The 23,737-nt window shown below is 49.7% G+C and carries 18 protein-coding genes; all 18 read right to left on the bottom strand.

Annotation, left to right across the window (positions count from 1 at the left end; translation table 11 throughout):
• Window positions 1-6 precede the first annotated feature (6 nt).
• Complete coding sequence (locus FN808_RS09360; protein WP_185958326.1) at window positions 7-1,818, bottom strand: 3-keto-disaccharide hydrolase; 1,812 nt, start codon at window positions 1,816-1,818, stop codon at window positions 7-9.
• A 320-nt stretch (window positions 1,819-2,138) separates the two neighbouring features.
• On the bottom strand, window positions 2,139-3,212 hold the full coding sequence (locus FN808_RS09365; RefSeq protein WP_185958327.1) for a dihydrodipicolinate synthase family protein: 1,074 nt from the start codon (window positions 3,210-3,212) through the stop codon (window positions 2,139-2,141).
• A gap of 15 nt (window positions 3,213-3,227) precedes the next feature.
• Window positions 3,228-4,244, bottom strand: a complete 1,017-nt coding sequence (locus FN808_RS09370) for an NAD-dependent epimerase/dehydratase family protein (RefSeq protein WP_142714322.1) — start codon at window positions 4,242-4,244, stop codon at window positions 3,228-3,230.
• The gene (locus tag FN808_RS09375; RefSeq protein ID WP_142714323.1) at window positions 4,241-5,464 is read right to left on the bottom strand and encodes an Nramp family divalent metal transporter; all 1,224 of its coding nucleotides are present in this window, start codon (window positions 5,462-5,464) and stop codon (window positions 4,241-4,243) included. Before FN808_RS09375 ends, FN808_RS09370 begins: the two co-directional genes overlap by 4 nt.
• 216 nt (window positions 5,465-5,680) lie before the next feature.
• A complete protein-coding gene (locus tag FN808_RS09380; protein ID WP_142714324.1) occupies window positions 5,681-7,186 on the bottom strand; it encodes a DUF7133 domain-containing protein in 1,506 nt (501 codons plus the stop codon).
• Between the two features lie 2 nt (window positions 7,187-7,188).
• Window positions 7,189-8,271 (bottom strand): plastocyanin/azurin family copper-binding protein, encoded by a 1,083-nt coding sequence (locus FN808_RS09385; protein ID WP_142714325.1) that lies wholly within the window; start codon window positions 8,269-8,271, stop codon window positions 7,189-7,191.
• Window positions 8,272-8,303: 32 nt separating this feature from the next.
• The gene (locus FN808_RS09390; RefSeq protein ID WP_142714423.1) at window positions 8,304-9,827 is read right to left on the bottom strand and encodes a PQQ-dependent sugar dehydrogenase; all 1,524 of its coding nucleotides are present in this window, start codon (window positions 9,825-9,827) and stop codon (window positions 8,304-8,306) included.
• Between the two features lie 163 nt (window positions 9,828-9,990).
• Entirely contained in the window at window positions 9,991-11,331 is a 1,341-nt protein-coding gene (locus tag FN808_RS09395; protein ID WP_246068328.1) for a BNR-4 repeat-containing protein, read from the bottom strand.
• Window positions 11,332-11,403: 72 nt separating this feature from the next.
• Complete coding sequence (locus FN808_RS09400) at window positions 11,404-12,675, bottom strand: hypothetical protein (protein WP_142714327.1); 1,272 nt, start codon at window positions 12,673-12,675, stop codon at window positions 11,404-11,406.
• A gap of 50 nt (window positions 12,676-12,725) precedes the next feature.
• Window positions 12,726-14,105, bottom strand: coding sequence for a neutral/alkaline non-lysosomal ceramidase N-terminal domain-containing protein (locus FN808_RS09405; RefSeq protein ID WP_142714328.1), 1,380 nt, complete (start codon window positions 14,103-14,105; stop codon window positions 12,726-12,728).
• Window positions 14,106-14,126: 21 nt separating this feature from the next.
• Window positions 14,127-14,495 carry a high-potential iron-sulfur protein gene (locus tag FN808_RS09410; protein ID WP_142714329.1) on the bottom strand — a complete coding sequence of 123 codons (369 nt, stop codon included), beginning with the start codon at window positions 14,493-14,495 and terminating at the stop codon, window positions 14,127-14,129.
• A gap of 5 nt (window positions 14,496-14,500) precedes the next feature.
• Entirely contained in the window at window positions 14,501-16,603 is a 2,103-nt protein-coding gene (locus FN808_RS09415; RefSeq protein WP_221929993.1) for a PVC-type heme-binding CxxCH protein, read from the bottom strand.
• A 10-nt stretch (window positions 16,604-16,613) separates the two neighbouring features.
• Entirely contained in the window at window positions 16,614-17,417 is an 804-nt protein-coding gene (locus FN808_RS09420; protein ID WP_142714330.1) for a ThuA domain-containing protein, read from the bottom strand.
• Window positions 17,418-17,432: 15 nt separating this feature from the next.
• Window positions 17,433-18,827: a neutral/alkaline non-lysosomal ceramidase N-terminal domain-containing protein gene (locus FN808_RS09425; RefSeq protein ID WP_185958328.1), complete on the bottom strand. Its 1,395-nt coding sequence runs from the start codon at window positions 18,825-18,827 to the stop codon at window positions 17,433-17,435.
• 17 nt (window positions 18,828-18,844) lie between these two features.
• Window positions 18,845-20,215, bottom strand: coding sequence for a DegT/DnrJ/EryC1/StrS family aminotransferase (locus FN808_RS09430; protein WP_142714332.1), 1,371 nt, complete (start codon window positions 20,213-20,215; stop codon window positions 18,845-18,847).
• Between the two features lie 139 nt (window positions 20,216-20,354).
• Entirely contained in the window at window positions 20,355-21,056 is a 702-nt protein-coding gene (locus tag FN808_RS09435; RefSeq protein WP_221929994.1) for an amidohydrolase family protein, read from the bottom strand.
• A gap of 76 nt (window positions 21,057-21,132) precedes the next feature.
• Window positions 21,133-22,056: an amidohydrolase family protein gene (locus FN808_RS09440; RefSeq protein WP_221929995.1), complete on the bottom strand. Its 924-nt coding sequence runs from the start codon at window positions 22,054-22,056 to the stop codon at window positions 21,133-21,135.
• A gap of 178 nt (window positions 22,057-22,234) precedes the next feature.
• On the bottom strand, window positions 22,235-23,731 hold the full coding sequence (locus tag FN808_RS09445; protein ID WP_142714334.1) for a RagB/SusD family nutrient uptake outer membrane protein: 1,497 nt from the start codon (window positions 23,729-23,731) through the stop codon (window positions 22,235-22,237).
• Window positions 23,732-23,737: the final 6 nt, after the last annotated feature.

The raw sequence follows: 23,737 nt of genomic DNA on the forward strand, positions 1-23,737 counted from the left end.
GGAAAGTTAAAAAAGAATGGTATAAGTTAGCTTAGGCCGAACCGGTACGAGAAGCTCTTCTTGCTCACCAACCGATCGTATAAAAGGCTGGGGGGATTCCTCACCTTCAATATCCAGGTAGTACGATTGATCATCTACCAGGTAGCGGTTCTCATTATCCTCCGCAATTGAACGACCGATAGCAAGACGGACATACAGATTGTCAGGACTATTTGAAAAAGTCAGGGTTCTTTGTATCCCCCGGCCTTCAGAAACCACGCGTATTTTATCTTGCACAGACGTACCATAAATTTCGTATCTGAAGGTTGGATTATCCTTGTCATCAAGCAGGTACCCCCGGGACTTAAAATCAACTCCTGACGTATCATTCTGCCATTTTGCCTGCCTGTCTTTTAGTTCATTGACCAGGAGTGCAGGATGCTCAACCAGATATTCCACCGAGCCATTGGGCCGTGACGTGCCGTTACCCCTGCTGTGCCACATCGGGGTGGCATCCAGAAATTCGCCCCGCCAGATCTGGACCATATTCCCGCGGTTCAGGTCGTAGGTATAATGTACGTTGTCCAGGCTGCTGACAGAGGCCGCATGTGTGATGCGATCACCTTTGGGCAAATCCATGAAGCTCCGCAATATCGGCTTCTCCCCCGCCTTCACATAAATGGGGTTTGGGCCGTTGGTTTCGCCCAGCAGGTCTTCACTCAGCACATGACGACGGAGGCCTTCACCAGAAACGGAAAGTACGAATCCCGGGCTGCCCCAGCTGGCTTGCCGGGCATACATCAGCTCAACTGCAGCGGCTCCTTTTGGAAGGGAGATGGTACCCTGATTGTTTTCAATGGATACGGTCGGCTGCCCGTTGATGCGCAGTACCCCTGCACCTCCAGAGGCATTAAGGGTAAAACGGTAGTCGCCCGCTTCTTTTATATCAAGCGTGCCGGCATAGTGAATCAAAAATTGATTCGGAAGTGTTCCTACATCGGTCGTCAACGACTCCGACGCCCCTGATTTTACTACTTTCAGCGTATCAAAATCGGGTACTTCGGTAAATAATCCTTCGAATACCTTATAGGACAAACCGTTGACAGACGGGGCCGGGCGATCGTATTGCCTGATGGAAATATTGCGAAAAGCTACTGCTCCATGGTCGCCCTGTAGCCGCAACGGCCCCCTGGAAACCTCGCCATCTCCCAACGCCCCGCGGGTAGGTCCCGATAGCTCAACATCCTCATGGATGGTTACCCCATTCAGGGTGGCCCGGATAATTTTTGCATTCGCTATTTTCCGACCCTGCGAATCAAACCGCGGAGCCCGAAATGAAATCTCTAGATGCTGCCACAACCCCGGGGCCCGGCTAGCATTCTGTCGGGGTGGATGCCCCTGGTATCCCCTCTCGCCTTCCGGTCTGTTCTCGTCCCATCGCTCGTAGATTCCTCCGTTGTCTCCGGCAGTGGGCTGCTTTACATTCCAGCTATCCAGCAGCTGCACCTCATACCGCCCCTGCAGATAGATACCAGAGTTGGACCCCCTGGCCATCATATAGTCAAGCTCAAGATCAATATCCCCGTGTTCGAAATTGGTTAGCAAATCCCTGCCCTGGTGACCTTGGGGAATATTGACCAGCACACCGGTACCCGGTGAAATATCAAGCTGGTTATCCGTTTCCAGGGATGCCGTTACGCCGCCTGAAATAGCCCAGCTTTCGCCCGGATTTTCAAATGCAGCTAAACCCTCCAGGGCCACCGGATGGGTATCCTGTGCCTGCAGCGGCAAAGCAAGAAACAGTGCCACAACTAAAAAATGGATTGGAATTCTTTCCATAACAGCATTGCTGAACCGGGATAGAATAGTTTCCTTTTGCCTGATAATCCTCTCATCGGCAGCTGACCTTGGGACCACTTGTATAGCCATTTAAATAAGGTGATAAATTTAGTATTAATTTGAATGATTCGTATCAGCGCATACCCTCCACAGCAACCCGCATTGCTCTTCATGATGCCAAGGTATAAAGAGCATCTATTGGAGAATTCATTGTCAGAAAGGGTACCAAAAAATCAACTCAATAAAAGAATGATTTTTATTGGAGGCAAATGATATTGGTCCCACAGATATCGCCTTCCAGGTATCCAAACGGGCCAAAGTCACCCCCTTAGCTGCTGAGCTATTGGGTCGGAATTCAAAAAGTTTTTAACAAAATCATCATCATTCAAATGAGGATAACTCTCATAAATCCGGTCTATTTCCTCTTCCTGGCCGGGAGAAAGCATTTCTTCCGGATTCAGGCACCAGCGTCCCTCCAAAAGCCCCTGCCTGCGAAGAATTTCGTGGATGCCTGGAATACAACCATGAAAATTGTTGGCGGCATCGAAAATGACGGAGTTGGTATCGGTAATCTCTATGCCCCTTGTCAACAGCTCTTCTATCCGGGCTGAATCACGCTCTTTGAGCTCTTTTATTTCTTTCAGTAAATCCACGGCCTTTCGGGTCCATACCGCCCAGTGTCCCAACAAACCACCAACAATGGATTTGCTGCGTTCTTCCCCATTGATGTTGAACCGATAAGTCGTTAATAAATCAGGAATAATGTTATCGTCATTGCCCGTATATAAAGCAATATCATCATGCCTTGAGGAATGACAGACAGCCCGTACAACATCCAGCGTCTGGTAGCGGTTAAAGGGAGCCATTTTAATGGCATGGACAGCGGGAATATCGGCGAAGTCGCGCCAGAAATCAAAGCTGAGCAGCTGGCCACCGACGGCGGGCTGAAGGTAAAAGCCGAACAGGGGTATTTTCTGCCCCACTTTCTCGGCCCGTTTGATCAGTTCCATTTCAGAATAGTCAGAAAGCCCGCCCATGCTCAGCAGTCCCAGGTCATAACCGAGTGATGCAGCCAGTTCCGCTTCTTCAATAGCCTGTTCTGTAGGGCCGACCAGCCCGGCAACCTTAATGAACGGTCGTTCCAAATCTGCCTGTTCCACTTCCTCGGCTGCTATCCTGAGCACGGGTTCCAACAGGTCAATGCCCTCGTCCCTGATTTCAAACTGTGTTGAATGGACTCCTACAGCTATTCCTCCGGCTCCACTGGCCATATAGTAACGACTGAGCAATCGCTGTCGTTGCTCATCCAAGTTTCGTTCGGCATCCAAAGCCAATGGGTGAGCGGGTATAACCGTTCCATTCTGCAATTGTTCTTTTACTTCTTTCTCGATCATCTGCCTGTTGTTGATTTAAAATTTACCTGAGCGCACCTGAAAATGAGTCGGTTTGTTGATCGTTTTCTTATCCCCCTCCACCCACTCGGCTGTCCATTCGATGAGCTGAAGCAGCGAAACGGATGGATACCCAAAAAGCTTATGAGACAGCGAAGCGTTGTTGAGCAGGGAGGTCGGTTGTTCTTCATTTTTGAATTTGGGCTTCTTATCGAATATTGTCCCGAATTTATGGGCAACCTCGCGGATGGAGATCGTCTCTGGCCCTGTAACGTTCAGGAGCTTCGGCGGACTTGTACAGTGCAGCAGGGATCGCAAGGCGATTTCATTGGCATCTCCCTGCCATATCACATTCATATGACCGTTTCTCAGGTCAATGGGATGCTCGTTGTAAACCAACTGGGCAATTTCCAGCAGATTCCCATAACGCATCTCAACGGCATAGTTCAGCCGGAAAAGAAGCATTGGTATATTGTACCAGTGAGAAAAATGTTCAAACACACGTTCCCTGCCGAGACAAGACTGGGCGTATTCCCCCACCGGTCCCGGTGCGGTCTCCTCTGTTGCACCCCCTGAACCAAAAGGCACAAATGGATAGATATTCCCGGAAGAAAAAGCCACGATCCGGCCATTCTTAAATTTTTCAGAAACCCGGCCGGGAAGATAGGAATTCATGGCCCAGGTAAGATGTTCATTGCCAGAAGTTCCAAACTTTTTTCCTACCAGATAAATGACATTCCGTGTTTCAGGAAGGGACTGAAGCTCTTTCTCCTTGAGTAAGTCTGCAGCAATTGTCTTGACTCCCGAGGCCTCCAGCTCCTCCCTCAGGCCCTCATCAGAAAACCGGGAAACCCCGATTACTTTTTGACTGCTTCCGCTTTTTTTGAAGGCTCGCACGGCCAGACGGGCCATGCTGGGTCCCATTTTCCCTCCCACTCCCAGTATCAAAATGTCTCCATCAATCTTTGGTATATCTTTAAGCAAGCGTTCTGAGGGCGACGAAAGTTGATCTTTTAATTCTTCAACAGATTTCATAAGAAGATATTTTTAAAGTTTCCTATTGCCAGTCCGAATAATACGATTAATCCAATGATACCCATAACGTTATCAATTTTTTTATTAACCAGTGTTCCCATTAGCGATTCATCATTAGCTAATACAAAAATACCCACGCCGATAAATGGAACAACAAAAATAGTAACCCCCTGGGCAAAAACAATGAGTTCGAGGGGTAGCTCTCCAAATATAATTGCTATTGTTGCTCCCGCTACCATAATTAATGAAATACAGATCCTCACCGGTTTGCTGCTCAAATCCCGTCCCATTGATAAAGCGTCTGCCAGTAACGTACCTCCGATGGTTGCATTACCGATAAGCGACGAAAAGGATGCCCCGAACAACCCTGCCATGAACAGAGCCGTCGCCCACTCTCCATACAGCGGGGTCAGGGCCAGGCCCATATCCGAGGCGGAAGCAACTTCGATACCCTGTGGAAACAAGATTGCCCCGCTGCTAACCAGAATCATGGCAGAAATACATCCCAGGATGAAAATACCTGAAAAACTCTCCTTGACCACCTTTTTTACCTCTCCTTTGCGCCATCCTTTTTCCTGAACCAGATATGACTGATAGAAAGCCCCAACAATGGAAAAACTAGACGCCACCAGTGCCACAACCAACAACAACGAACCAGCGGGGATAGAAGGTATGATTCCTGCCCCGACCTTCCCCAGGTCGGGCTGCGTTATAACCAGGGTCAGCAGGAACGAAATCAGCATAACCCCTACCATGGCAATCATCACTTTTTCCAGGATCTTATAAAAGGATTTAAAGAACAGCAGTATAATTCCGCATACCACCACAAATATAATCCAGGGAGAGGTGCTCGTATTCAGCATCTCCGCAAAAGCGACTCCTGCCGCAACAGAGTTCCCCGCCTGGAATGACACAGTCACCAAAAAAATACCAATCCCGGTGAACAGGGAGGCCCATTTCCCCCACCTGTTCTTAAACCCCTGCAGCATTGAACGGTCTGTAGCAATTCCAATCCGGGCTCCCATACTGGTAAAGGCCATCATCAAAATAGTAGAAATAACGATCACCCATAAAAGTTCAAACTCATAGATCGCCCCCAGTTTAGAGGTAATGGTTAAGCTGCCGGGTCCAAAAACCAAGGCGGCTGTAATAATGCCGGGCCCCAGGTAGGTCAACCACTTTTGAGTTACCGAATCCACCGTTTTGTCGTTGTCATTCATAATACCAGACTAACCTAAATGCTGCATTTCAGAGTCCCCGCCCCAACCGTTCCGGATCTTTTGCCATACAAACGGAGAAATTTAAATATAATGCCATCCCATCAAAATACCTGTTATGCATACAGAACAAGCGTTGCCCAATGCCTGCAGCTCTCCTGTTACTTAATACACATGAACCGTTCAAGAGTATTAGAAAAAAATTGTTCAATTGACAGTCTATTTCCGGGATTTCAATTTATTTACCGTATAACAAATCAGGCTGTTATCCAGCGTATCTCCTGTAACTGATATGAGATTTTCCAACCGTATCTGGTAGACACGCCCTTCCTGCATAGGCTGTATATCCAGGGATATCCTTTTGCTGTCTTCAGAACTTCTGACCTCGTTTATTTTTATGGGTTTGATATCCGTGCGATCTGAGCCATATTCCCGGTGGTACTTGTAAAAATAGCTTACCACTTCATAATTACTCTTTCTGAGTGCTGTACTATCCCTCACGGCCTTGGTAAAGGTTAAATCAAACCCCTTCGCTGTGAGATTGATGTCGTGCACATCCATGGGCTGTTTCCCGGTATAGACAATGCGCTGGATGCCCTGATCGCCGGCCCATCCGCTGGCATTTTGCCCTACCCAGAGGCTTCCGTCGGGGGCAAAAGCCATCCGGTTATTTCCCTTCCTTAACCCCTGCCCGTCCATGAAGGGAATGGCAGCGCCCTGAAGTACACCGCCAACTTCTTCCAGCATCACGCGAACAATGCGCTCCCGGTTCATTTCTCCCACAAGTACCTGCCCTGAAAACGGACCAAAAGTGCCATTTGTATCATCTACCAGGGGCTGCGTCGGTGAATTGGCCATAATATCATGGGGAAATAAAACGGCCGCCTCGGTCCGCATGGCGTCCAGCTCCTCAACCGGCAGCTCTGCGGGCTTTCCGCGGGCCCAGCCTTCACGCCAAACGAGACTTGCCGGGTGCCCGTAAAAATGATTCTTCCTGACGTTATACAAGGTGCTTGTGCCCACCCAGTCGCCCTGGTTGTCGGTAACGAGCAGTCGGTCTTGCTGATCAAATCCCAGTCCATTGGGCGAGCGGAACCCAGAGGCATAGGGACGGAGTTCCCCGCCCGGTCCCAGCTGCATAACCCAGCCCCGGTATGGAACGGCTGAGTACATCCCCTCGCTGCGGAACCCCAGCCCGTTAATTTCACCGCGAGCGACCTCTCTTCTCATACGCCCCCCGCTCGATGTCGCATTCAACGCTATGTAGAGGTTTCCCTCCTCGTCACGAACCGGTCCGTAGCTGAATTCGTGGTAATTGCCTGAAATTCCAAAATCATCCGCTACCTTCTTGTACTGTTCAGCGCGACCATCCCCGTCGGTATCGATAAGCCGTGTCAGCTCGGCATACTGCATTACCAACACTTCGGACTTGTTGACAGCCAGTATCCCCAGCGGTAGCTGGAGTCCGCTGGCAAAGAAAGTCCATTTTTTTGATTCGGGATGATACGTCATTACTTCCCCCCTTCGGAAGGCTGCAATGAGGCGGCCGTCGGGCATAAAATCAAGCGCCCCCACTTCACCGCTGAGTCCTTCCGGCAACGGGATATTCTCCACCCGGTATGAGACCTCCGGCTCTTGCGGCCATCCGGCTTTTGAGCAGCCGGTAAGGCCTGCAGAGATGAGGAAAAAGAAATAGAAAACCGCTCTTATTTTTGGGTTTTGCATCGTTATTCTTTTTCCTTCTTCATTATTATAGTGAAGGCGCCTGCCTCCTGCGGGTTCAATTCAAGCAGCGAACCATTCCAGGTCCCCTTGCTGGATTTGACAATGACATCCTCTTGCGGGGAATAGCTAAAATACACCTTCTGCCCGACCTCCGGGATCCTGAAGCTGCGTTGTATGCTTCTCCCGTTGCCTGCCGGTTCTATCCGTTCATACACAGCTTCTCCCTGCACCCTATAATGAAACTCCGGGTATCCTTTTTCAGTCACCTTAAACCCCAGGTATTCAACGTTTGGCTCTTGCTGAGGCGCTCCAACCCGCAACGGAAATTTTTTCTGCTCGCGATAGAATACCGTACCCATAAGCTGAGCAACAGCATCTCCCTTCGTTGACCATCGCACGGAATTGTCTACAAAACCGCCCGTCCACACATACTGAAGGCGGCAAACATCCGGATCCCAGCAATAGGACAGGTTCTCAGAAAGTCTGACGGCAATGGAAGCCGGTCCTGCACCGGGCATGGAGGTGCGATACCAAAAGGGCGGATTTTCTGTTTTGTAAGGTCGCAGTATGCTGTTTGAATCATCCTTGATCATTCTGCGTTCAGCTGGTATATGCAAATCTTCCGTCAATGGTGGCAGCTTGTTTTCTGATACATACATAGCGCCGTACATGATAATTCCGTGGCCCGGGAATGTACATACGTATGGATAAACACCCTGCTGCACCGGAGCTTTAAATGAAATCGTATACGAATCGCCAGGTGACAACATCGGAGTAGCCCAAAGTACTTTTTCTGTTTCCGGGATAAAATCCATTTCTTCTCCTTCCGTCCCAAGCTTCAGTGCTGCTTCAACAACGCTTTTCCGGGCGCCGGGTTCAGTAATCAAGAGGTTATGATCCAGGTCATCCGCATTTTCAAAAACAAGCTGTATCTCCTCTCCCGGATTCACCCGGAACCGGACCTTGTCATACTGCATTCCGGGGATGGCGCGAATGGTGACGACCTGCTCTTTATCCTGGGCCCTACTCTCCGGTATCCATATCAGCAAAAAGCATGCAAGGAAAATATTACGGAGAATAGTCATCAAAAAATCTATTACCAGTTTAAAATAACGCTTTATTTCCCTGTCGATCTGTTGTCCCTCAGGTTTTCCACTTCTTCCGGCCGGATCCCAGTGGCATTGTTCCCAAAATGGGAACGGATATAGGTTAGCAGTTCAGCGATCTCTTTGTTACTTAAAAAGCTAAAAGCCGGCATTGCTTCCCTATAGTCTCCTCCTTCACCACTGACTCCCTCCAGTACCATGCTGATCAGTGCTTTCTTATCGCCGGAGATGACGGGTGTTTCCTCAAGGGAAGGGAAAGTGCCCGAAAGCCCGCCTCCTCCCGGCATATGACAGGAAGCACAATACTTCTGATAGGCCAGGGCACCTTTCGACAGAGTTGCAGAGAAACTCTTCAGAGAATCTGATACCATCTCCCGGACTGAGACTACTCCGCTGAGTTCCTCCTCATTGGTTATTTTCGAAAGCCTCAGTATACGATCATCTTCAGGGACGGGGAAATTTTCCTGTGGTTTCCAGTCGTGATTACTCGTGGATACGTAGACATCGCCTGCGGGCGAAATGCATACATCCCGAAGACGGCCGAATATTTTCTCCATTAAGGTCCGCTCTCCGCGAATGGCCGTGCCTTTGTCGTTCAGCGAGAGCACATGCAGGGTGGCATTCTTCAAGGTGGCAAGAATCAGGGAATTCTCCCACTCGGGGATATGATCGGAACCATAATACGCCAACCCGGCCGGGGCAATGGTAGGCGTCCATGTTTTCAACGGCTCTGCAACTGAAGAATCAGCGCAGACTTCCCTTTCTTCCGGGCCATCACACTTTCCTTCCACATGCGGCCATCCATAATTTCTCCCCTTCTCAATCAAATTGATTTCATCATCCGTGGCTTGGCCATGCTCAGAGGTATAAAGACGGCTGTTATTACCAAAGGTCAGCCCCTGCTGGTTCCGATATCCCCACGACCATACCGGACTGCCGGGGAAAGGGTTATCTTCGGGAATACTCCCGTCAATGTTCAACCGCAGGATTTTTCCACCGAGTGAATGGATATCCTGGGCATTGGCTGCGTGGCCCGCTTCTCCGGTTGCAACGATTACTTTATCCTCCGGCGAAATGGCAAGCCGCGATCCGTTATGCCCCTTGCCCCCGGGAATCTCCAGCAACAAAGTTGGTTTTACCAGGCTGTCGCCGTCAACCGTGTAACGCACCAGATTCAATACTATCGCTTCATCCTCATCCATTGAGTTATACAAGAGAAAGACATACGGTGACGCCCCCTGGTTGGGATGGATATCCATGCCCAGCAAGCCGGGGGTCGTTCTCAAATAAACATCGTCCAGCTCAAGCATGGTAACCTTTTCACCCGTACGGGGATTCAGTCTTTTGACCACCCCCTTCTGTTCCGTTATCCATATCCAATCATCGGGTCCCCAGGTAATTTCCCAGGGTACATCAAGGCCGGCTGCAACGGTACTGATGCCCACCATGGTAGAATCCAGGGTGACATAGGTGTCAATAGAAGGATTTTGAGACGGGGCGTCCTGTTTGTTTTGACAACTATATAAACAGAGCATACCCAGTATGACAGTAAAATAATTTCTCATCAACAGCCGGTAGTATTAAGAACGGTTAGTTTCATCTGTATCCCTTCATTTTGTCAAATAATCATGCCATACAACTTTTGAATCTCCCTGTTTGCTCATTGCGCTGCAACCAGCATCCGTGCCTCTTTGCCCATTACAGCTCGCGAATGGTACCCAGTACCTCCAGATCGTAGTCCTCATAACTGGTATATCGCCCGTTGAGCCAAAGAACAGCTTCATAATTCGTATTGCTTACCACAATCGGACGAATATTATCCTGTTCCGAATCTTCCGTCAGAGCTTCCCAGTTCCAGGTCACTCCCTGATCGGCAGTGTGTCCCCTGAAAATTTCGTAATGTCCCGATGCCAGAGGCTCACCGGTACGGGGATGAACATCTGTTGAAATATATACCTCATTTGGATTGCGGGGATGCAGGGAAATGAGACCGGTATATTCGTTCTCTCCCGGGTAAAGGCGAGTGCCGGCATAAGCAATTTCATATTCCTGCCACTGCTCACCGTCCCACCGGGCATAGTGGTAACGATGATCAAAGCCCCCCTTCTCGGTATGATCAGTTTCTCCACGCCGAATCGGATCTTTGGTAACGGAAAATGCAACGTAGGGATAGCCATTGTCATCCAATTCAATATCACTGGTCCAGGCTACATCAGCCCGTGTCGTTGAGTCACCGTCAAAAACGGTGGTAAACTGCCGGGGTCCCAAAGAGGTGCTTTCATCCCTGCTCAGAGGACCTGCTTTGCTGCCATCAGAAAGGTAAACCGACTTCCCATCGGTATAGCCGTGATAAATGCTGTTATTTTTATGCCTCGGGTGTCCTTCGGTGGTAATAAAATGAATGCGATCTGTGTTGTTGCTGGCATACCGCAGGTAAGGGCGACCGTCAAAAGCCAGTAACTGCCCCCCATATTGCCATGATTCCCCATGGTCATCCGATACCATATAGTTTGGATTCCACCCCACCCCCCGATGGAAGTTATACACCTTTCCGCGCTCCGAGAGACGATATACATTGGAATAGGTTGTACTTCCCCGGGTATCAGCAGACTTTTCTGGCAGCCACCTGCTGATATCGCCCGGATTCTCGGTTATGCGATATCGCATCTTGCTCTCATCCCCATGTCCGGCATACACCGTCAGGTACCGGCCATCAGGTCTCTTTAAAAGCACACCTACATTATGATCGTCGGGACCAAAAGCCTGATCGTTCATTACAGCTGTTTCTTTTTCGCCGGTTTCCATGTCATAACGCGAAACTTTGATAGCACCTTCCGAAGTTACGCCTGTAAACAGCAGCTGATGACCGTCAATGACTGCTCTTTCATCCTGAAACCAGCACCAGCTGGAATCGTTATCAAGGTGCACAATGTGATCATTGGTGTTCGAAGGTTGCAGGTACTTGTATCCCATCATGCTAAGCGCTCCCGCTGCCAACAGCACTGCAATAAAGACACGTTCTTTAGTAAATGGAATCATCACCGTTACGATTTTTATGTTAAAGCGTTTTATAATGTCTAAATAAGAATTAATGCTGGAAATCCTTAAACCTCACTTCAGCGGATCTGGTATCCTCACAAGATCCTGGATGGTTTTTCCCTGATGAGTCATGCGAGCCAGGGTATAGATATAGCCCTCCTGCCCAACAGCAATGGAATTGACATAGGTCGGGCGCGATCCATCTTCATAAAACACCGGTCCGTGATCCTGATATTGGTCTGTTGGAAGATGATAGGTAACCAGGTGCAGATTTTCCAGTCCCCGGGCGGCCCCCTTGGCAATCTGATCTTTTCCCTTGACCCTGCGATTATTTTTGTAGATCGGTCCGCCGGTTAAATAATAGATGGTCTCCTGATCAGGCCCCAGTGTAAAGCCCAGGTAGCCATAGCTAAACTGATCAAAAAATCCGCTTTTCCTGGAGGGCTCGGAAGTTAACCGTTCGACCAGTGTTATTTTTTGTTTGTGGGGATCGAAGCGGAACAGGTAGCCGGAGTTCCCGTGCACCCCGTAAACCACTTCTTCTGTGGGATGCCAGAATACCTTGCGCCAGTTGTAGGCCATATCTCCGGGCTGCGTGGGATCATAGGTCCCGAAATAATCCAGTCGCAGATGAACGTTCTCCAACTTGCCAACCTCTTCGTCCCCGGCCCTGTAATAAAGGATATCCCCTTCTGCATTGGAAAAATATACGATACCGGTCCGGGGATCTGTCACCAGGGATCGGCATAACACCCGGAAATCGCCCCCGGGGGTGCCGGCTTCTCCCCGATGAGAGATTGGACCATGATCCTTAAGGATATCCTTTTCAAGGTCATAGTGTATGAAATGGCCGGTGGGCCAGCTAATTCCATAAATATGACCCCTCACGGCATCCATGGTCATTGACACCATGCCCTCGCCGTTGGGCAGTTTAGCCAGATCGATGCAATCACCTGTTTCGAGGTCATAGGCTAATATATGTCCCCCCGGATACAGGCCGTAGCCGTCCGGAGGATCAACGGGCAGGCGGTCCATACCGTCAATCTGCTCATAAAAACCCACGTGTGTAGCAAAATACAAGCGGTGGCCCCGTTCGTAAAACTGAACATGGCTTTTCCCCTGACCTATAACCTTATCCCCGCCTTCACCACACAATTCTGTCAGATCTCCTATCAGCCGGATGTCATCCTTCCGGGGGTTATACCGATAGAAATGCCCACCAATAGTGATGTCCTCCGACGATAACACGTAATAGACGTTGCCATCACTTGCAATCGACAACGCATTATACACATCGTGAGCCAGTTCAAATCCGGAATAGTAGCGGTGAGCCGTCAATGCCATTTAGTGCAGTCTTGTTTTGTGTTTAAGCGGTAGGATATGCCACATTTATCCTACTCCAGCAAATCATTGTCTACAGGAGCCACCCCCGTCTCTTTGGCAAGCTTAACCATTCCGTCCATAATTGTTGTCTCGATGTCGTAACTCCAGGTTGACGGGAGGCCATATACCACCTGAGAAGACGCCCCCTCGTACCCTCCTTCATGCAACACTTCAGCAGTGGGAATGTAGGCCATCACGTCGTTGGAATATCCCATAACAATACTATCATGGCCAAAAATCTCTTTCAGCTGTATAGCGTACTCAATCAACAACTCCCCGCCGAGGGCAAAAACAGGCTGATTTCCGATCTTCCAGACCTGCAAGGGAAAGGGATACGTTTGTCGGAATGATTCTCCGTTGTCAATTTTCTTCAGCATCCGGTCGGCCCATCTTTTATAATACCCCGACGCCGTTTCGGACTGCTGGGCCAGTTCCTCCCGGGAGGGCGGTTCGTTGAGATTCAGGTCAACCTCCGTATAGCCCGTTGCCAGCGTGGGTGTTAGCTGCTGCATTTCTTCTTCCAGTACGCGATCAACGGCTGCTGCCAACGTGCGCCCATACTGTTTTGCCAGGGCGACAGTACGACGCGGCAGGGGATTCTGATCCGCCCCCGCTCCCTGGAAAAACATTGCGGTGGCTCCCGGATGGTCCTTTTCCAGTTCAAGTTGCGCAAAACCGGGATAGTCACCCGACCACTGATTACTGCTCAGAACCGTTGGATGGCAGGCATAGCCAAAGGTAAGGGCCTTAAGTTCACCCTCCGAGTTCAACACCTTCAGCACAGGCACGGCATAGTCATTGGGGCCTTCCAGATCACTTTTCCTGAAGAGTGTAGCCGCCTCATTATTACGGCGATTCACCTGGAATCTTGCAACCCCGCTGCCCTTGTATATTTCCGAGGGTTCCAAATCATTAAACGCCTGCTGCACCAGTTGTACAATACGATCGACCAGGGCATCGGTGTAGCGGTTTATCTTGCCGGTTTCCTCCTGGTTCAGCGGGTAGATATCCTGCAGAGAATGCCCCAGTACAGGACCGGTGTGGGTATGCGAGCTGTTCAGCAGCACTTGTGCCTTTGTGAGATTCAGCTCCTCCTGCAAACGCTCCCTTATTTCATCCGACATGCCCTTGGGCCATCCCAGTATGTCAGCAGTGACCAGTACCGCCCGGTGTCCGGATGCATCTTCCAGGGCCAGCGCTTTTGCCCAGATCTGGTGCAGAGTACCGCTGGAAGGTTCTGTCCTGTTCCCATAGCCGGCCATCCACATTGAGAATTCGGGCGTTATATCAATTTTGGCTACGCCAGTCTTCCATTGTTCCTTTTCAGTATCCTGAGCAAATCCATCCATAAACACCAGTGCAAGTGTGAATAGGAGAAGTATTTTTTTCATCACCGATCAATTAAGTTAATATTACGTTTCCTGCGGGGCCCAGTAGGTACAGTACCCCTCCTCAAAAACAGGGCCTTCAAAAAGAATACAGCCCCCGCAGGCCTGTCCTTCTTTGGGAGGAATATACAAATTACAATTCTCGCATTTTTTATCCGGGATCGGCGTTTCCTCCACATAACCAAATCCTTTTCGTTTCTTCAGTTCGGCCTCGCTTACCTTGGACAAATCATCACACGAATCGACATCCAGGGGATCTGCCTGGTCTGGCGAGGAATCCTCACCAGACTGGCATCCTCCCAGGAACATACTGCCCGCGAGTAAAGCTGAACCTCCCACTACCTGCTGAAAACAACGTTTAAAAAAAACACGGCGACTGTATTCCTTGTCCATAGCTGTTATGATTCTATAATATTGGAAATTATGTTTTTCAGCTCCTCATCCCCGTCCCCGGCCAGTGCCTGAAGCTGCTCTTCAACATCGGATGGAAGATCGGCCTCGGACTTGGCAAGCCCCCCGGAGAACCCTTCAGCGACCATTTTTCGAGAATCAACGGGTAAACCGCTCACCGCTTCCAAAAGCTGTGCCATATCTTCCCCGTTATTTCGTGCGGCCGTTACATAAGAAAAGTCGTGCAAAAACTGTTCTTTTTCCTCGTCCCAGGATCCAAAGAAGCCGGTTTCATCCTGCAGGGTTTCAAACAACGCCATCGAAGAACCCGCATCGGAGCTAAGCACTCCCAGTCGGATCCAGTGATCTCTATAATGTTCCTGCAGAATATCAGCCAGCGGTTCCGTCACTGCCTCAGACTCAAATTCACCCAGGCTCAGAGCTGCCTGTAATACCACCTTGTGGGAAGGGTCGCTGGACAATGTTATAGCCTCCGGCAGTACTTCCGGGAACCGTTCCGATAGTATTAAAGCATGCTCCCGTACTCCCGGAGACGCATCATTCAATGCCTCCCGGATGATATTTAGTGTCAGTGCATCCATTCCCTCCATCACATACAAGGCATGCAAGCGGGTCACCGCATTTTCGTTCTCCATAAACAGCTCTTCAACAGCAGGTAATACCGATTTATCCTGCTTCTGCAGCAGCATGCGCTGGGCATTCAGGCGGAACCACCGGTTCGGATGACTGAGCCATTCAACATACTGGTTGGAGGCCGTTGTGTTGTTAAGCTCCCCGAGAGGCAAAGTTGGCGCCTGGTCCTTGGGCACTATTCTATAGATTCGCCCCATATCATCGCCCCGCAGAAAATCCATATCCTCTTTCAGATCTTCCGGTATGGAAAGAGGCGTTTCGATATGCTGCCGGTAATAATCGAGCAGGTACAACGCCCCGTCCGGTCCGACTGTGAAGTTTGTCGGCCGGAACCAGGGATCCACTGAAGCCAGGAATTCCCTGTCCTGTTCATTCTCCGGCCGCTGAGCCGTATACTCGACCTGGTCCGGAGAGCTTACCAGCTGGTCTCGATGCACCAAATTACCAGCCACCTCACCCGTGAAAATATTGTCCCGGTATTCCTTCGGAAAGAGGTCGGCCCCGTAATAAGTGCCGCCCGAGGCCCCGGTAAAGTGATCATCGGCATATTCCACCCGATCCAGATCCTGTTCCTGGTAGCGTTTATTTCTACGCTTTGTCCGCTCGGCCCGCCAGTAGGGCGCTTCCGTCAGCTGATACATGGGCAAACCGTGATCATTGATATTGGCCATTCCATTTGTTGTAGGAAGATACGAATGACGATGCAGATAGCGATAAGGGATAACCATCTGCTGAATGTGCCTGGTATTCTGGGTAACAAATCGATTCCCCCATTTATCAAAAGTCTGTCCGAATTGCCCGGGCGCCGTTTCCGGCTCAAACTCCCCGCGGTCGAGTCGAAACCGAAAGTCCGCGCCCGCCATCGACAGGGGTTCAGCATCCGGGTCACGATTGAAATGGACCTCGCCGGCCTGGCCATGATTAGAGGCATAGATCCAATTGTCCACATTGAAGCGAAGGTTGGTAATTTGAGCTTCCTGGTTATTTTCAAAAAAGCCGGAAAAAACCTTCTCCTTATCATCAGCGCGGTCATCGCCATCGGTATCCCTGAAATACCAGATGTTGGGCGCAGCTGTGACCAACAGTCCCTCTTTCCAGGGCAGGATACTTGTAGCATCAGTGATGCTGTCTGCAAATACAACGGAATCGTCAATCCGTCCATCTCCGTCCCTGTCCATCAGTTTCTTAATCTTTCCCCGTCCGGGTCCTTCCTCAGGCTTAAAGGGATAGTCCGGCATTTCCACCACATAGACATTCCCCTTTTCATCGAACACCATGGAGGTAGGGTCCATCACATGGGGCTCCGAGGCATAGACCTGCACCTCGAACCGGTCGTCCACCCGAAAACTGTCCAGTGCCTCCTCGACATTCATCGGTTCGGGATATTTTTTCTCACCGCATGAAATGAAGGTTAAGGCCATCACAACAGCCATGCCACCAATTATATATCTCCTCATATTGCTTCCTCTATTCTGTGTCTGTTAAAAATTGTACTGCATTTGTCAATAAACTCAAGAAGGTATCTGTCTCAAAATCGGACGGATGTCCCAGTGAGGTATAAAAAACCCGGCTTCCCGAAGCTGTTTCCCTGACCCATGCTACAGGTTCCGTATTTCCTTCAGCGGTTCCCCTGATCAGTACCTCTGAGTGGTCGTCTACCAGGGGAGCCACCTTGTAGACATTTCCTTCACTGTGCCACTCCAGTTCTGGAAGATTTCTAATGATCGGATGATTCTGCATCTCCTGCACAACCGATACATCCGTACCGTAGGCTACGGGACCATAGCCCCGGTTTTTGCATCCCAGAATGTCCGGTACAAACGCCCACCAGTCCTCGTATCCTTCCTCAATCTCTTCACGGACAGAAAATGCATGATTTGCCGTTCGGATTCCCAGGAGGGGTCTTCCCGCTTTCAAATACGTCTTTATCCGATTCATTTGTCCCGGTGTAAGGGCTACTCTTCGTGCAAAGATGACCAACAGATCCGCTTCCTCCAGCACTTCCAAACCGGGAAAATGAAAAGCTGTCCGCTCTCCCTCTCCCCGTAACACGGTGGTCTTATACGGATGCTGCTCTTCAAGTTCTTGAGCAAATTCAGGGATGGTTCGATGCGCTTCATAATTGTTCTCATCCTTGCTTATGAGAAAAACGACATGCTTTCGTTCGTGCTGTTCAACGGTATCTAACCCCGGAGCCGGGGTACTACCCCCAGCTACCCCACCTGCAAGCTGACAGCACGTATAAAGAAAAGCCAGTAAGACGGTAGTCATTGTATATTATTTGCCTTATAATTTTCGATTTTCGTTGTACGACTGCACAAGCAAATCCACCGCCGCATCAACCATTATCTGTCCCGCCCTATCTGTCCCGATATTGGTTTTCCTGCCGGTCTCATACCCCCCGCGGGCTTTTTCACCGGGCATGCCGACATAATGCACACCGTTGCCGTTTGAATAACCCAGCACCAGCGTCTGCGGATAGGGGGATTGCCTCTTTATAGCCACCCCCAATTCGGTCATAGGCTCCCCCGGCAGTGTAACTATTGCCAGGGAACCGTAGGCCACAACCTGTATTTCCGAGGGCATAACCGCCAGCCCTGTTCTTTCCCGTCCATAGTCGGTCAGCGGGAGGCCGACATGGGTTTGGTGCGTCTTCAAGGGTCCCGGTTTCAGCTCTGCACTGTAATCATAGACTGTCTGAGCATAGTCTGTGAGCCCTTCTGCCATCTTGTTAACGGCATCAGTCCCCCTCCGCCAGGGGTTAATATCACCGGCTGTACCCTGAAGGAAAAGACTTTCCCCTCCCATTTGGTTATTCATTCTCCTCATGGTTTCCCCGGGCCAATCTGCCGAAATACTCTCCATGAAAGGATATATGGATACGGCATGACAGGCCATGTGAAATATGTTCGCAATGCTCTGCCCTGAACTGTCTCTGAATGAAATCAGCGTCATGGCCCGGTCTACCGGGCCAAAAGTTTTGTCTCCGCTCAGGATATTGGGATTCCAATCCTCATGACGATAATTAAAATTATCGGGCAGATCGGATTCCCTGATGCCGTGTGTGACAGGACGCGGCCGCCTATTTCTGAGGTAGGCCGACACATCAGCCCGACCTATCCAAAGCGAGGCCGGTTGCAGTTGCTGTGCTGCCCTCAGGGCAGCTTCTACCGACTGATCAATCAGCCGATCCATCCATCGTTTAAATGAAGGATCATCATTCTGCGGCGGCATATATCGAACGGCCCACCATGTATCCCGCTCTTTTCCACGGTGCTGGTCATCATATACCGGTGCCCATGGAGCCGAATGATTGTGTGATGCATTGACAAGGATATGGTTGGCAGCTATGCCCAGGGCTTCCGCGATAGCTGTGCGCACCCTGTAGACTGACGACTCTCCCGCATCCACCAGATCCCACTGAAGAAGAACCACCTTTTCCGATCCCTGACTCATCACTAATGCCCGAACATACAGAGCGTCGCGAACCTTACCATATTTCTCACCCGTGACCCAGTTTTTTATATTGGTATCGGGTGTAATATCTGCTTTCGCTATGCCGACCTTCAGCTGCAACTCAGTCGCCCCGGCCGGTTCGTTGTTTTGGGCACAGAGCATCACCGGCAGGCCTATCACCAACAGTAGCGGAAGACTCAGGATATGGATCTTCAATAATGCCATCAAACTTTGCTGATCTCTCATTTAAGGCTTTCGGCATTCTTGTGAATCTTATCGATGGCCCCCGCAATTAAATCCATGTCGTTACGGCTCCCCAGCAGGATATTCTGAGTGAACCATACCGCTTCTTCGTTGCAAATTTTTTCATTTGAAGGACATTGATTTTCCGCTGCGTACTCTTCGTAATCCAGCCGGTCCTCACTATATATCTTGCGGAACTTCGAGGAGTTGAAAGCGTTTTCCAGGAAGGGCATTTTATTGAGCTCATTATAACCGCTTGAGCAGGGAACGCCCTCTGCCCTGAGTGCTTTAAGAAATCTGCTCCGGGGCAGCCCCTGGAATTCCTCTTTGTGGTATCGGAATGGGAACAGGTGGTAGGCTGCCCGCGTGACGCTGGGATAGAGCCTGGCAGGAGTTATGCCCGGAATATCCTCAAGCTGATCCCTCAGGTAACGGGCATTCTCACTACGCGTCCTGGTCTGTTCCTCCAGACGTTTTAACTGTGCCAGCCCGATCGCGGCCTGGTACTCGGTGAGTCGCAATTTAGTGCCAACCATATAGGTCCCCGGCCGAGCCCCTTCCCCTACCGATCCATAGGGATTGCCATAGTTGTGGTACGAACGGCAGCGATCCATAAACTCTTCATTATCGCTGACAATTGCACCCCCTTCACCCATCGGGAGATTTTTTGAATTCTGGAAGCTAAAACATCCGGCATCGCCAAATGTACTAACTTTTTGCCCATTGATCTCTGCCATCCAGGCCTGGCAGGCATCCTCAACAACAAGCAGGTCATGCTTGCGTGCAATATCCATAATACGGACCATGTCTGATGGCAATCCGGCGATATGTACCGGAAGGATGGCCTTGGTATTGGCCGTGATCTTATCTTCAATCTGGTCCGGATCCATCTGGAAGGTATCCGGGTCAATATCCACAAAAACAGGAATGGCCCCATTAAAGACGATACAAGAAACCGAAGCAATAAAGGTATAGGGAGTGACCAGGACCTCGTCCCCCCATCCAATATCGAGCTGCGCGAGGGAGGTATTGAGTGCATTGGTTCCATTGACCACGGTCAGGCATCGTTTCGTACCCATGAGTTCAGCCCACTTCTGTTCAAACTCGGTAACTACCTCATCCCGTGACCAGACACCACTCCTGATGACATCAAGCAAGCGTTCTTCATCCTGCTGTGGTTTCCAAATGGGCCATGAGGGCCAATCCGGAGAGATGACGGGCTCTCCGCCCAATAACGCGGGGGTATTATGACGTTTTGACAAATAACTGAACACCTTTCCGCTGGGCAATGCCAACGCCGCCGCTGCACCCAGTCCAGCTATCGAATTCTTCTTCAAAAACTCTCGTCGGGTATATCTTTTTTTTTCCATAATCTTCCTCTGTTTGAATTAATATCACTGGTCTTATCATTAGGTGCTATATGCAAACAAAGTCGCATCGAGAAAGGACCTGTCACTTGCCAGGCACACCTTCATATTCCTTCTCAATCACCGCCCCTGTACCTGTTTCCTACAGATTCAAATATCTCCTGATATTACCGGAAAGCATTTTTTCTTTGGCCTTTTGATCAGCCTCATCAGGACGCAGAGACTGAATCCGCAACAGTCCCGTACAATAATCCAAAATGGGAGAATGCGTGCCAAATACAAATTTTTCCTCTCCGTAGGTTTCAAGCAGCCCCACAATATTATTGAGGCCCCTGCCAGAGGTATCCATAACAACATCCGCCTGTTTCAAAAGGGCGGTTTCTTCCTCATCCAGGCTCGTATTGTTGGCTACATTCACAATCATATATTTAGCATCCGGCACCTCCCTGATGAGAGGCATGACGTCACTCAGGGCCCACTCCTCTTCGATGTCGTTCCATGAGCTTGTCCGACTGTCAACCATCCGCAGGCAGAGCGACACCGGAAGTCCATTGTCCCGCGCCATCTTTACCAGTTCTATGCACGCTGGGTTATCCAGATTATAGCCGTGATATTTCGGGTACAACCGAATGCCCTTCATTTTATACTGATCCCGGCATGTTTTAAAGTCGTCTTCCCATCCATTATAAATGGGATTGATGACAGCAAACGGGATGAACCGGTCCCGAAAAGCATTCCTGGAGTTGATTTCATTATATAATTCTTCATTGGCCTTCTGGGTATTCTTGTAGAATATACCATTCAGGTTACTGATGATCGATAGCTCAACCCCAAATGGATCCATCCGTTCATTAAGCAGCGTTTCACATGCATTAAACCTCCGGTACCTGAACGGCCAATGTCCTATATATGCATTACTGTCAATCAACATTATTTCCCGACTTTTTTAAGATGTTGTTATAATTTTCAAAAAATATTTTCTCACGCTGCCGTTCTGTGAGCTTGGCAGCTAATACATGCCCGACTCCCTGGAAAAAACTGTTGTCGCAGCCAAAAAACATTCGGTCTTCTCCAACATACTCCAGAGCAAAATCAATAATATTCGCATCATTGTTACTGCCGGATATATCTACATATACATTGGGGCAGTCCTTTACGGCTTTGCAGGCCGCTTCCCAGTCGATACCGCCTCCAAGATGAGCCAGCTGAAACATCGCCTCGGGATACCGCTTTGATATTTCAGCAAAGTCGGTAGCTACAGAAACTGAATCCAACTCTGAGGGAGCGGGCTCAATCCGAGACCTTCCGATTCCATGATGCATCAGAATGATCATATCCAGGTCAATAAATTTTTCGATAATCGGGTAAAATGCCGGATCGGTGATATTTACATGGCTGTATACCTTCAAGCCAACCATGCCCTGGTCCGTGCACCGCTTAATCTCCTCCAGCGATTCCTCTTTATATTTCGGATTCAACGTCATCTGTCCAATGAATCGGTCGGGATATTGATTGACGCAATCCAGAACCAGGTTATTACACCGCCTGAAATCCTCCGGCGTTGCATCGCCCCCGCGCGACATCGGCCGGGAGATCACCAGCTTTTCAATGCCCAGTCGGTCGGCAAAATCGATCTGCATGCCGGGGCTTTGGTCCCTGAAATACACGTGGGCATGGGAATCTATCATCCGGTATTTGTTTACTTCCTCCATGATATCAAAATCAGACGCGGACATGGCAGAAGAAGTCGAACCGGAAGCTTTTGCGATAGTGCCTCCCATCATCAGTCCCGCAGCAGAAAGTGCCGAATTTTTCAAAAATTGTTTTCGATCAATACCTGACATATCATCTTATTTATTGTCATTGAAAGTGAAAGGGAATCAAATCGCAACCATGATTATTCATGGGCACATGCAAATGAAATGCCCGGTAAATTGAGCTTGACGGCTGCAATGATGCTCTCAGAAGTTGGGTCCCAACAGCACAAACCATTGGGACCCTGTTAAGCGAATTGTTATTCCGCTAATACCCCTCATTTTGCTCAAGCACCCCTGGATTTGCCTGGTTGATCTCATGCTGAGGTATGGGAAACCGGGCCTGGTGCGGCTGTACATCATAAGTAACCGTTGTAGCCTGCCCCGTTTCAGGATTGTAGTTTCGCTCATGCTCCTGCAGGGCCTCCATAAAACGTCCTGTTCGCACCAGGTCAAACCAGCGCTGATTTTCAAATGCCAATTCCAGCTGACGCTCAAGCATCAGTTTATCCATAAACTGTTCCTCGGTGCTGATATCGGCCAGGGTATAATTATGAGAGGCATCGCCAAAAGCTCTTTCCCGAATGCTGTTAAGGTTTTCCAGGGCCTGTGTGATATTACCCTCAAAATAGTTTGCCTCAGCCATTAGCAGCACAGTATCGCCGTATCTCAGCACCGGAAGGTCAAGACCCGAGGAATTGGGCGGATGCGGGACCGCATATTTGCCGACAAAGGGATACCACTCCTCCTGGTCAGGGCTGCTCGGATGAGCCCAGTACTCATTGACCGTCACATCCTTGCGGCTGTCCTCCTCCTCAAAGAGCTTGTGCACGCTCCACGACAAGAGCGCCACTTCACCCCCGCTCGAAGTGATGCCGGCCGCCCCGTCATACGGCACAAAATCTGATGAGAGCGGATTACCTTCGATGTTTTCGATATAGTTCATCTGGAAGATAAACTCATCATTATCCCCGGAACCTTCAATAGTAAACAGATCGGCATAATTTTCCTCCAGCTGAAAGCCGTAATCCGCTACACTTTCAAGGTAGTTCAGGGCCTCACTGTAATTTTCGCGGTACACATAGACCTTGCCCAGCAGTGCCGCAGCTGCACCTTTATTGGCTCGACCAAGATCCGTATTCTCCGGGCGGGGCAGCAATTCTATGGCCTGTTCCAGATCGGAAATAATAAGCGAATAGATTTCCTCTTCAGAAGAACGGGGAATCTCCATCGACTCATTAACCGATATCTTGCTCGTCACCTCCGGCACCCCGCCAAAAGCGCGAACCAGGTCAAAATAGTAGAGCGCACGCATAAACTTTGCCTCGCCCTCGTACTGCTGTTTTTCACTGCCCTGGTAATCCTGGGGATTGTCAAGATTAGCTAACACCGAGTTGGCCCGGTATATCCCATTGTAATTATTCTGCCAGAAACTGGAAAAAATAGGATTGCTCGGTTCAAACGCAAGCTCCCCTACCGCATTAAGCCCCGTTATAAACCGGTAGGTGGAGATATGCAGATGGTCCGTTGGAAACTCTTTCAGGTGCCAGTCGTTGGGCAACTTACTCTGATAATGCGAATAGATTCCCACAACGGCATCATTTATCTGATTTGCCTGTTTGAAGTAGTTTGCTTCCGTCAGCTCCGATTGCGGCGTCAAATTAACGACGCTGTCTTCACAACCGCTCCAGCTCAATGTCAACAACCCCAACATTGCTGCTACAAAATATCTGTTGTATTTCATCATTCTGTTATGCTGTTTCATAATATT

This window comes from Fodinibius sediminis (genome assembly GCF_900182555.1).
GTDB lineage: Bacteria > Bacteroidota > Rhodothermia > Balneolales > Balneolaceae > Fodinibius > Fodinibius sediminis.

Excerpts from the sequence above, each read along its gene's own strand:
- FN808_RS09360 (WP_185958326.1), bottom strand. The coding sequence starts at position 1,818 with ATGGAAAGAATTCCAATCCATTTTTTAGTTGTGGCACTGTTTCTTGCT.
- FN808_RS09365 (WP_185958327.1), bottom strand. The coding sequence starts at position 3,212 with ATGATCGAGAAAGAAGTAAAAGAACAATTGCAGAATGGAACGGTTATA.
- FN808_RS09370 (WP_142714322.1), bottom strand. The coding sequence starts at position 4,244 with ATGAAATCTGTTGAAGAATTAAAAGATCAACTTTCGTCGCCCTCAGAA.
- FN808_RS09375 (WP_142714323.1), bottom strand. The coding sequence starts at position 5,464 with ATGAATGACAACGACAAAACGGTGGATTCGGTAACTCAAAAGTGGTTG.
- FN808_RS09380 (WP_142714324.1), bottom strand. The coding sequence starts at position 7,186 with ATGCAAAACCCAAAAATAAGAGCGGTTTTCTATTTCTTTTTCCTCATC.
- FN808_RS09385 (WP_142714325.1), bottom strand. The coding sequence starts at position 8,271 with ATGACTATTCTCCGTAATATTTTCCTTGCATGCTTTTTGCTGATATGG.
- FN808_RS09390 (WP_142714423.1), bottom strand. The coding sequence starts at position 9,827 with ATGCTCTGTTTATATAGTTGTCAAAACAAACAGGACGCCCCGTCTCAA.
- FN808_RS09395 (WP_246068328.1), bottom strand. The coding sequence starts at position 11,331 with ATGATTCCATTTACTAAAGAACGTGTCTTTATTGCAGTGCTGTTGGCA.
- FN808_RS09400 (WP_142714327.1), bottom strand. The coding sequence starts at position 12,675 with ATGGCATTGACGGCTCACCGCTACTATTCCGGATTTGAACTGGCTCAC.
- FN808_RS09405 (WP_142714328.1), bottom strand. The coding sequence starts at position 14,105 with ATGAAAAAAATACTTCTCCTATTCACACTTGCACTGGTGTTTATGGAT.
- FN808_RS09410 (WP_142714329.1), bottom strand. The coding sequence starts at position 14,495 with ATGGACAAGGAATACAGTCGCCGTGTTTTTTTTAAACGTTGTTTTCAG.
- FN808_RS09415 (WP_221929993.1), bottom strand. The coding sequence starts at position 16,603 with ATGAGGAGATATATAATTGGTGGCATGGCTGTTGTGATGGCCTTAACC.
- FN808_RS09420 (WP_142714330.1), bottom strand. The coding sequence starts at position 17,417 with ATGACTACCGTCTTACTGGCTTTTCTTTATACGTGCTGTCAGCTTGCA.
- FN808_RS09425 (WP_185958328.1), bottom strand. The coding sequence starts at position 18,827 with ATGGCATTATTGAAGATCCATATCCTGAGTCTTCCGCTACTGTTGGTG.
- FN808_RS09430 (WP_142714332.1), bottom strand. The coding sequence starts at position 20,215 with ATGGAAAAAAAAAGATATACCCGACGAGAGTTTTTGAAGAAGAATTCG.
- FN808_RS09435 (WP_221929994.1), bottom strand. The coding sequence starts at position 21,056 with ATGGATCCATTTGGGGTTGAGCTATCGATCATCAGTAACCTGAATGGT.
- FN808_RS09440 (WP_221929995.1), bottom strand. The coding sequence starts at position 22,056 with ATGTCAGGTATTGATCGAAAACAATTTTTGAAAAATTCGGCACTTTCT.
- FN808_RS09445 (WP_142714334.1), bottom strand. The coding sequence starts at position 23,731 with ATGAAACAGCATAACAGAATGATGAAATACAACAGATATTTTGTAGCA.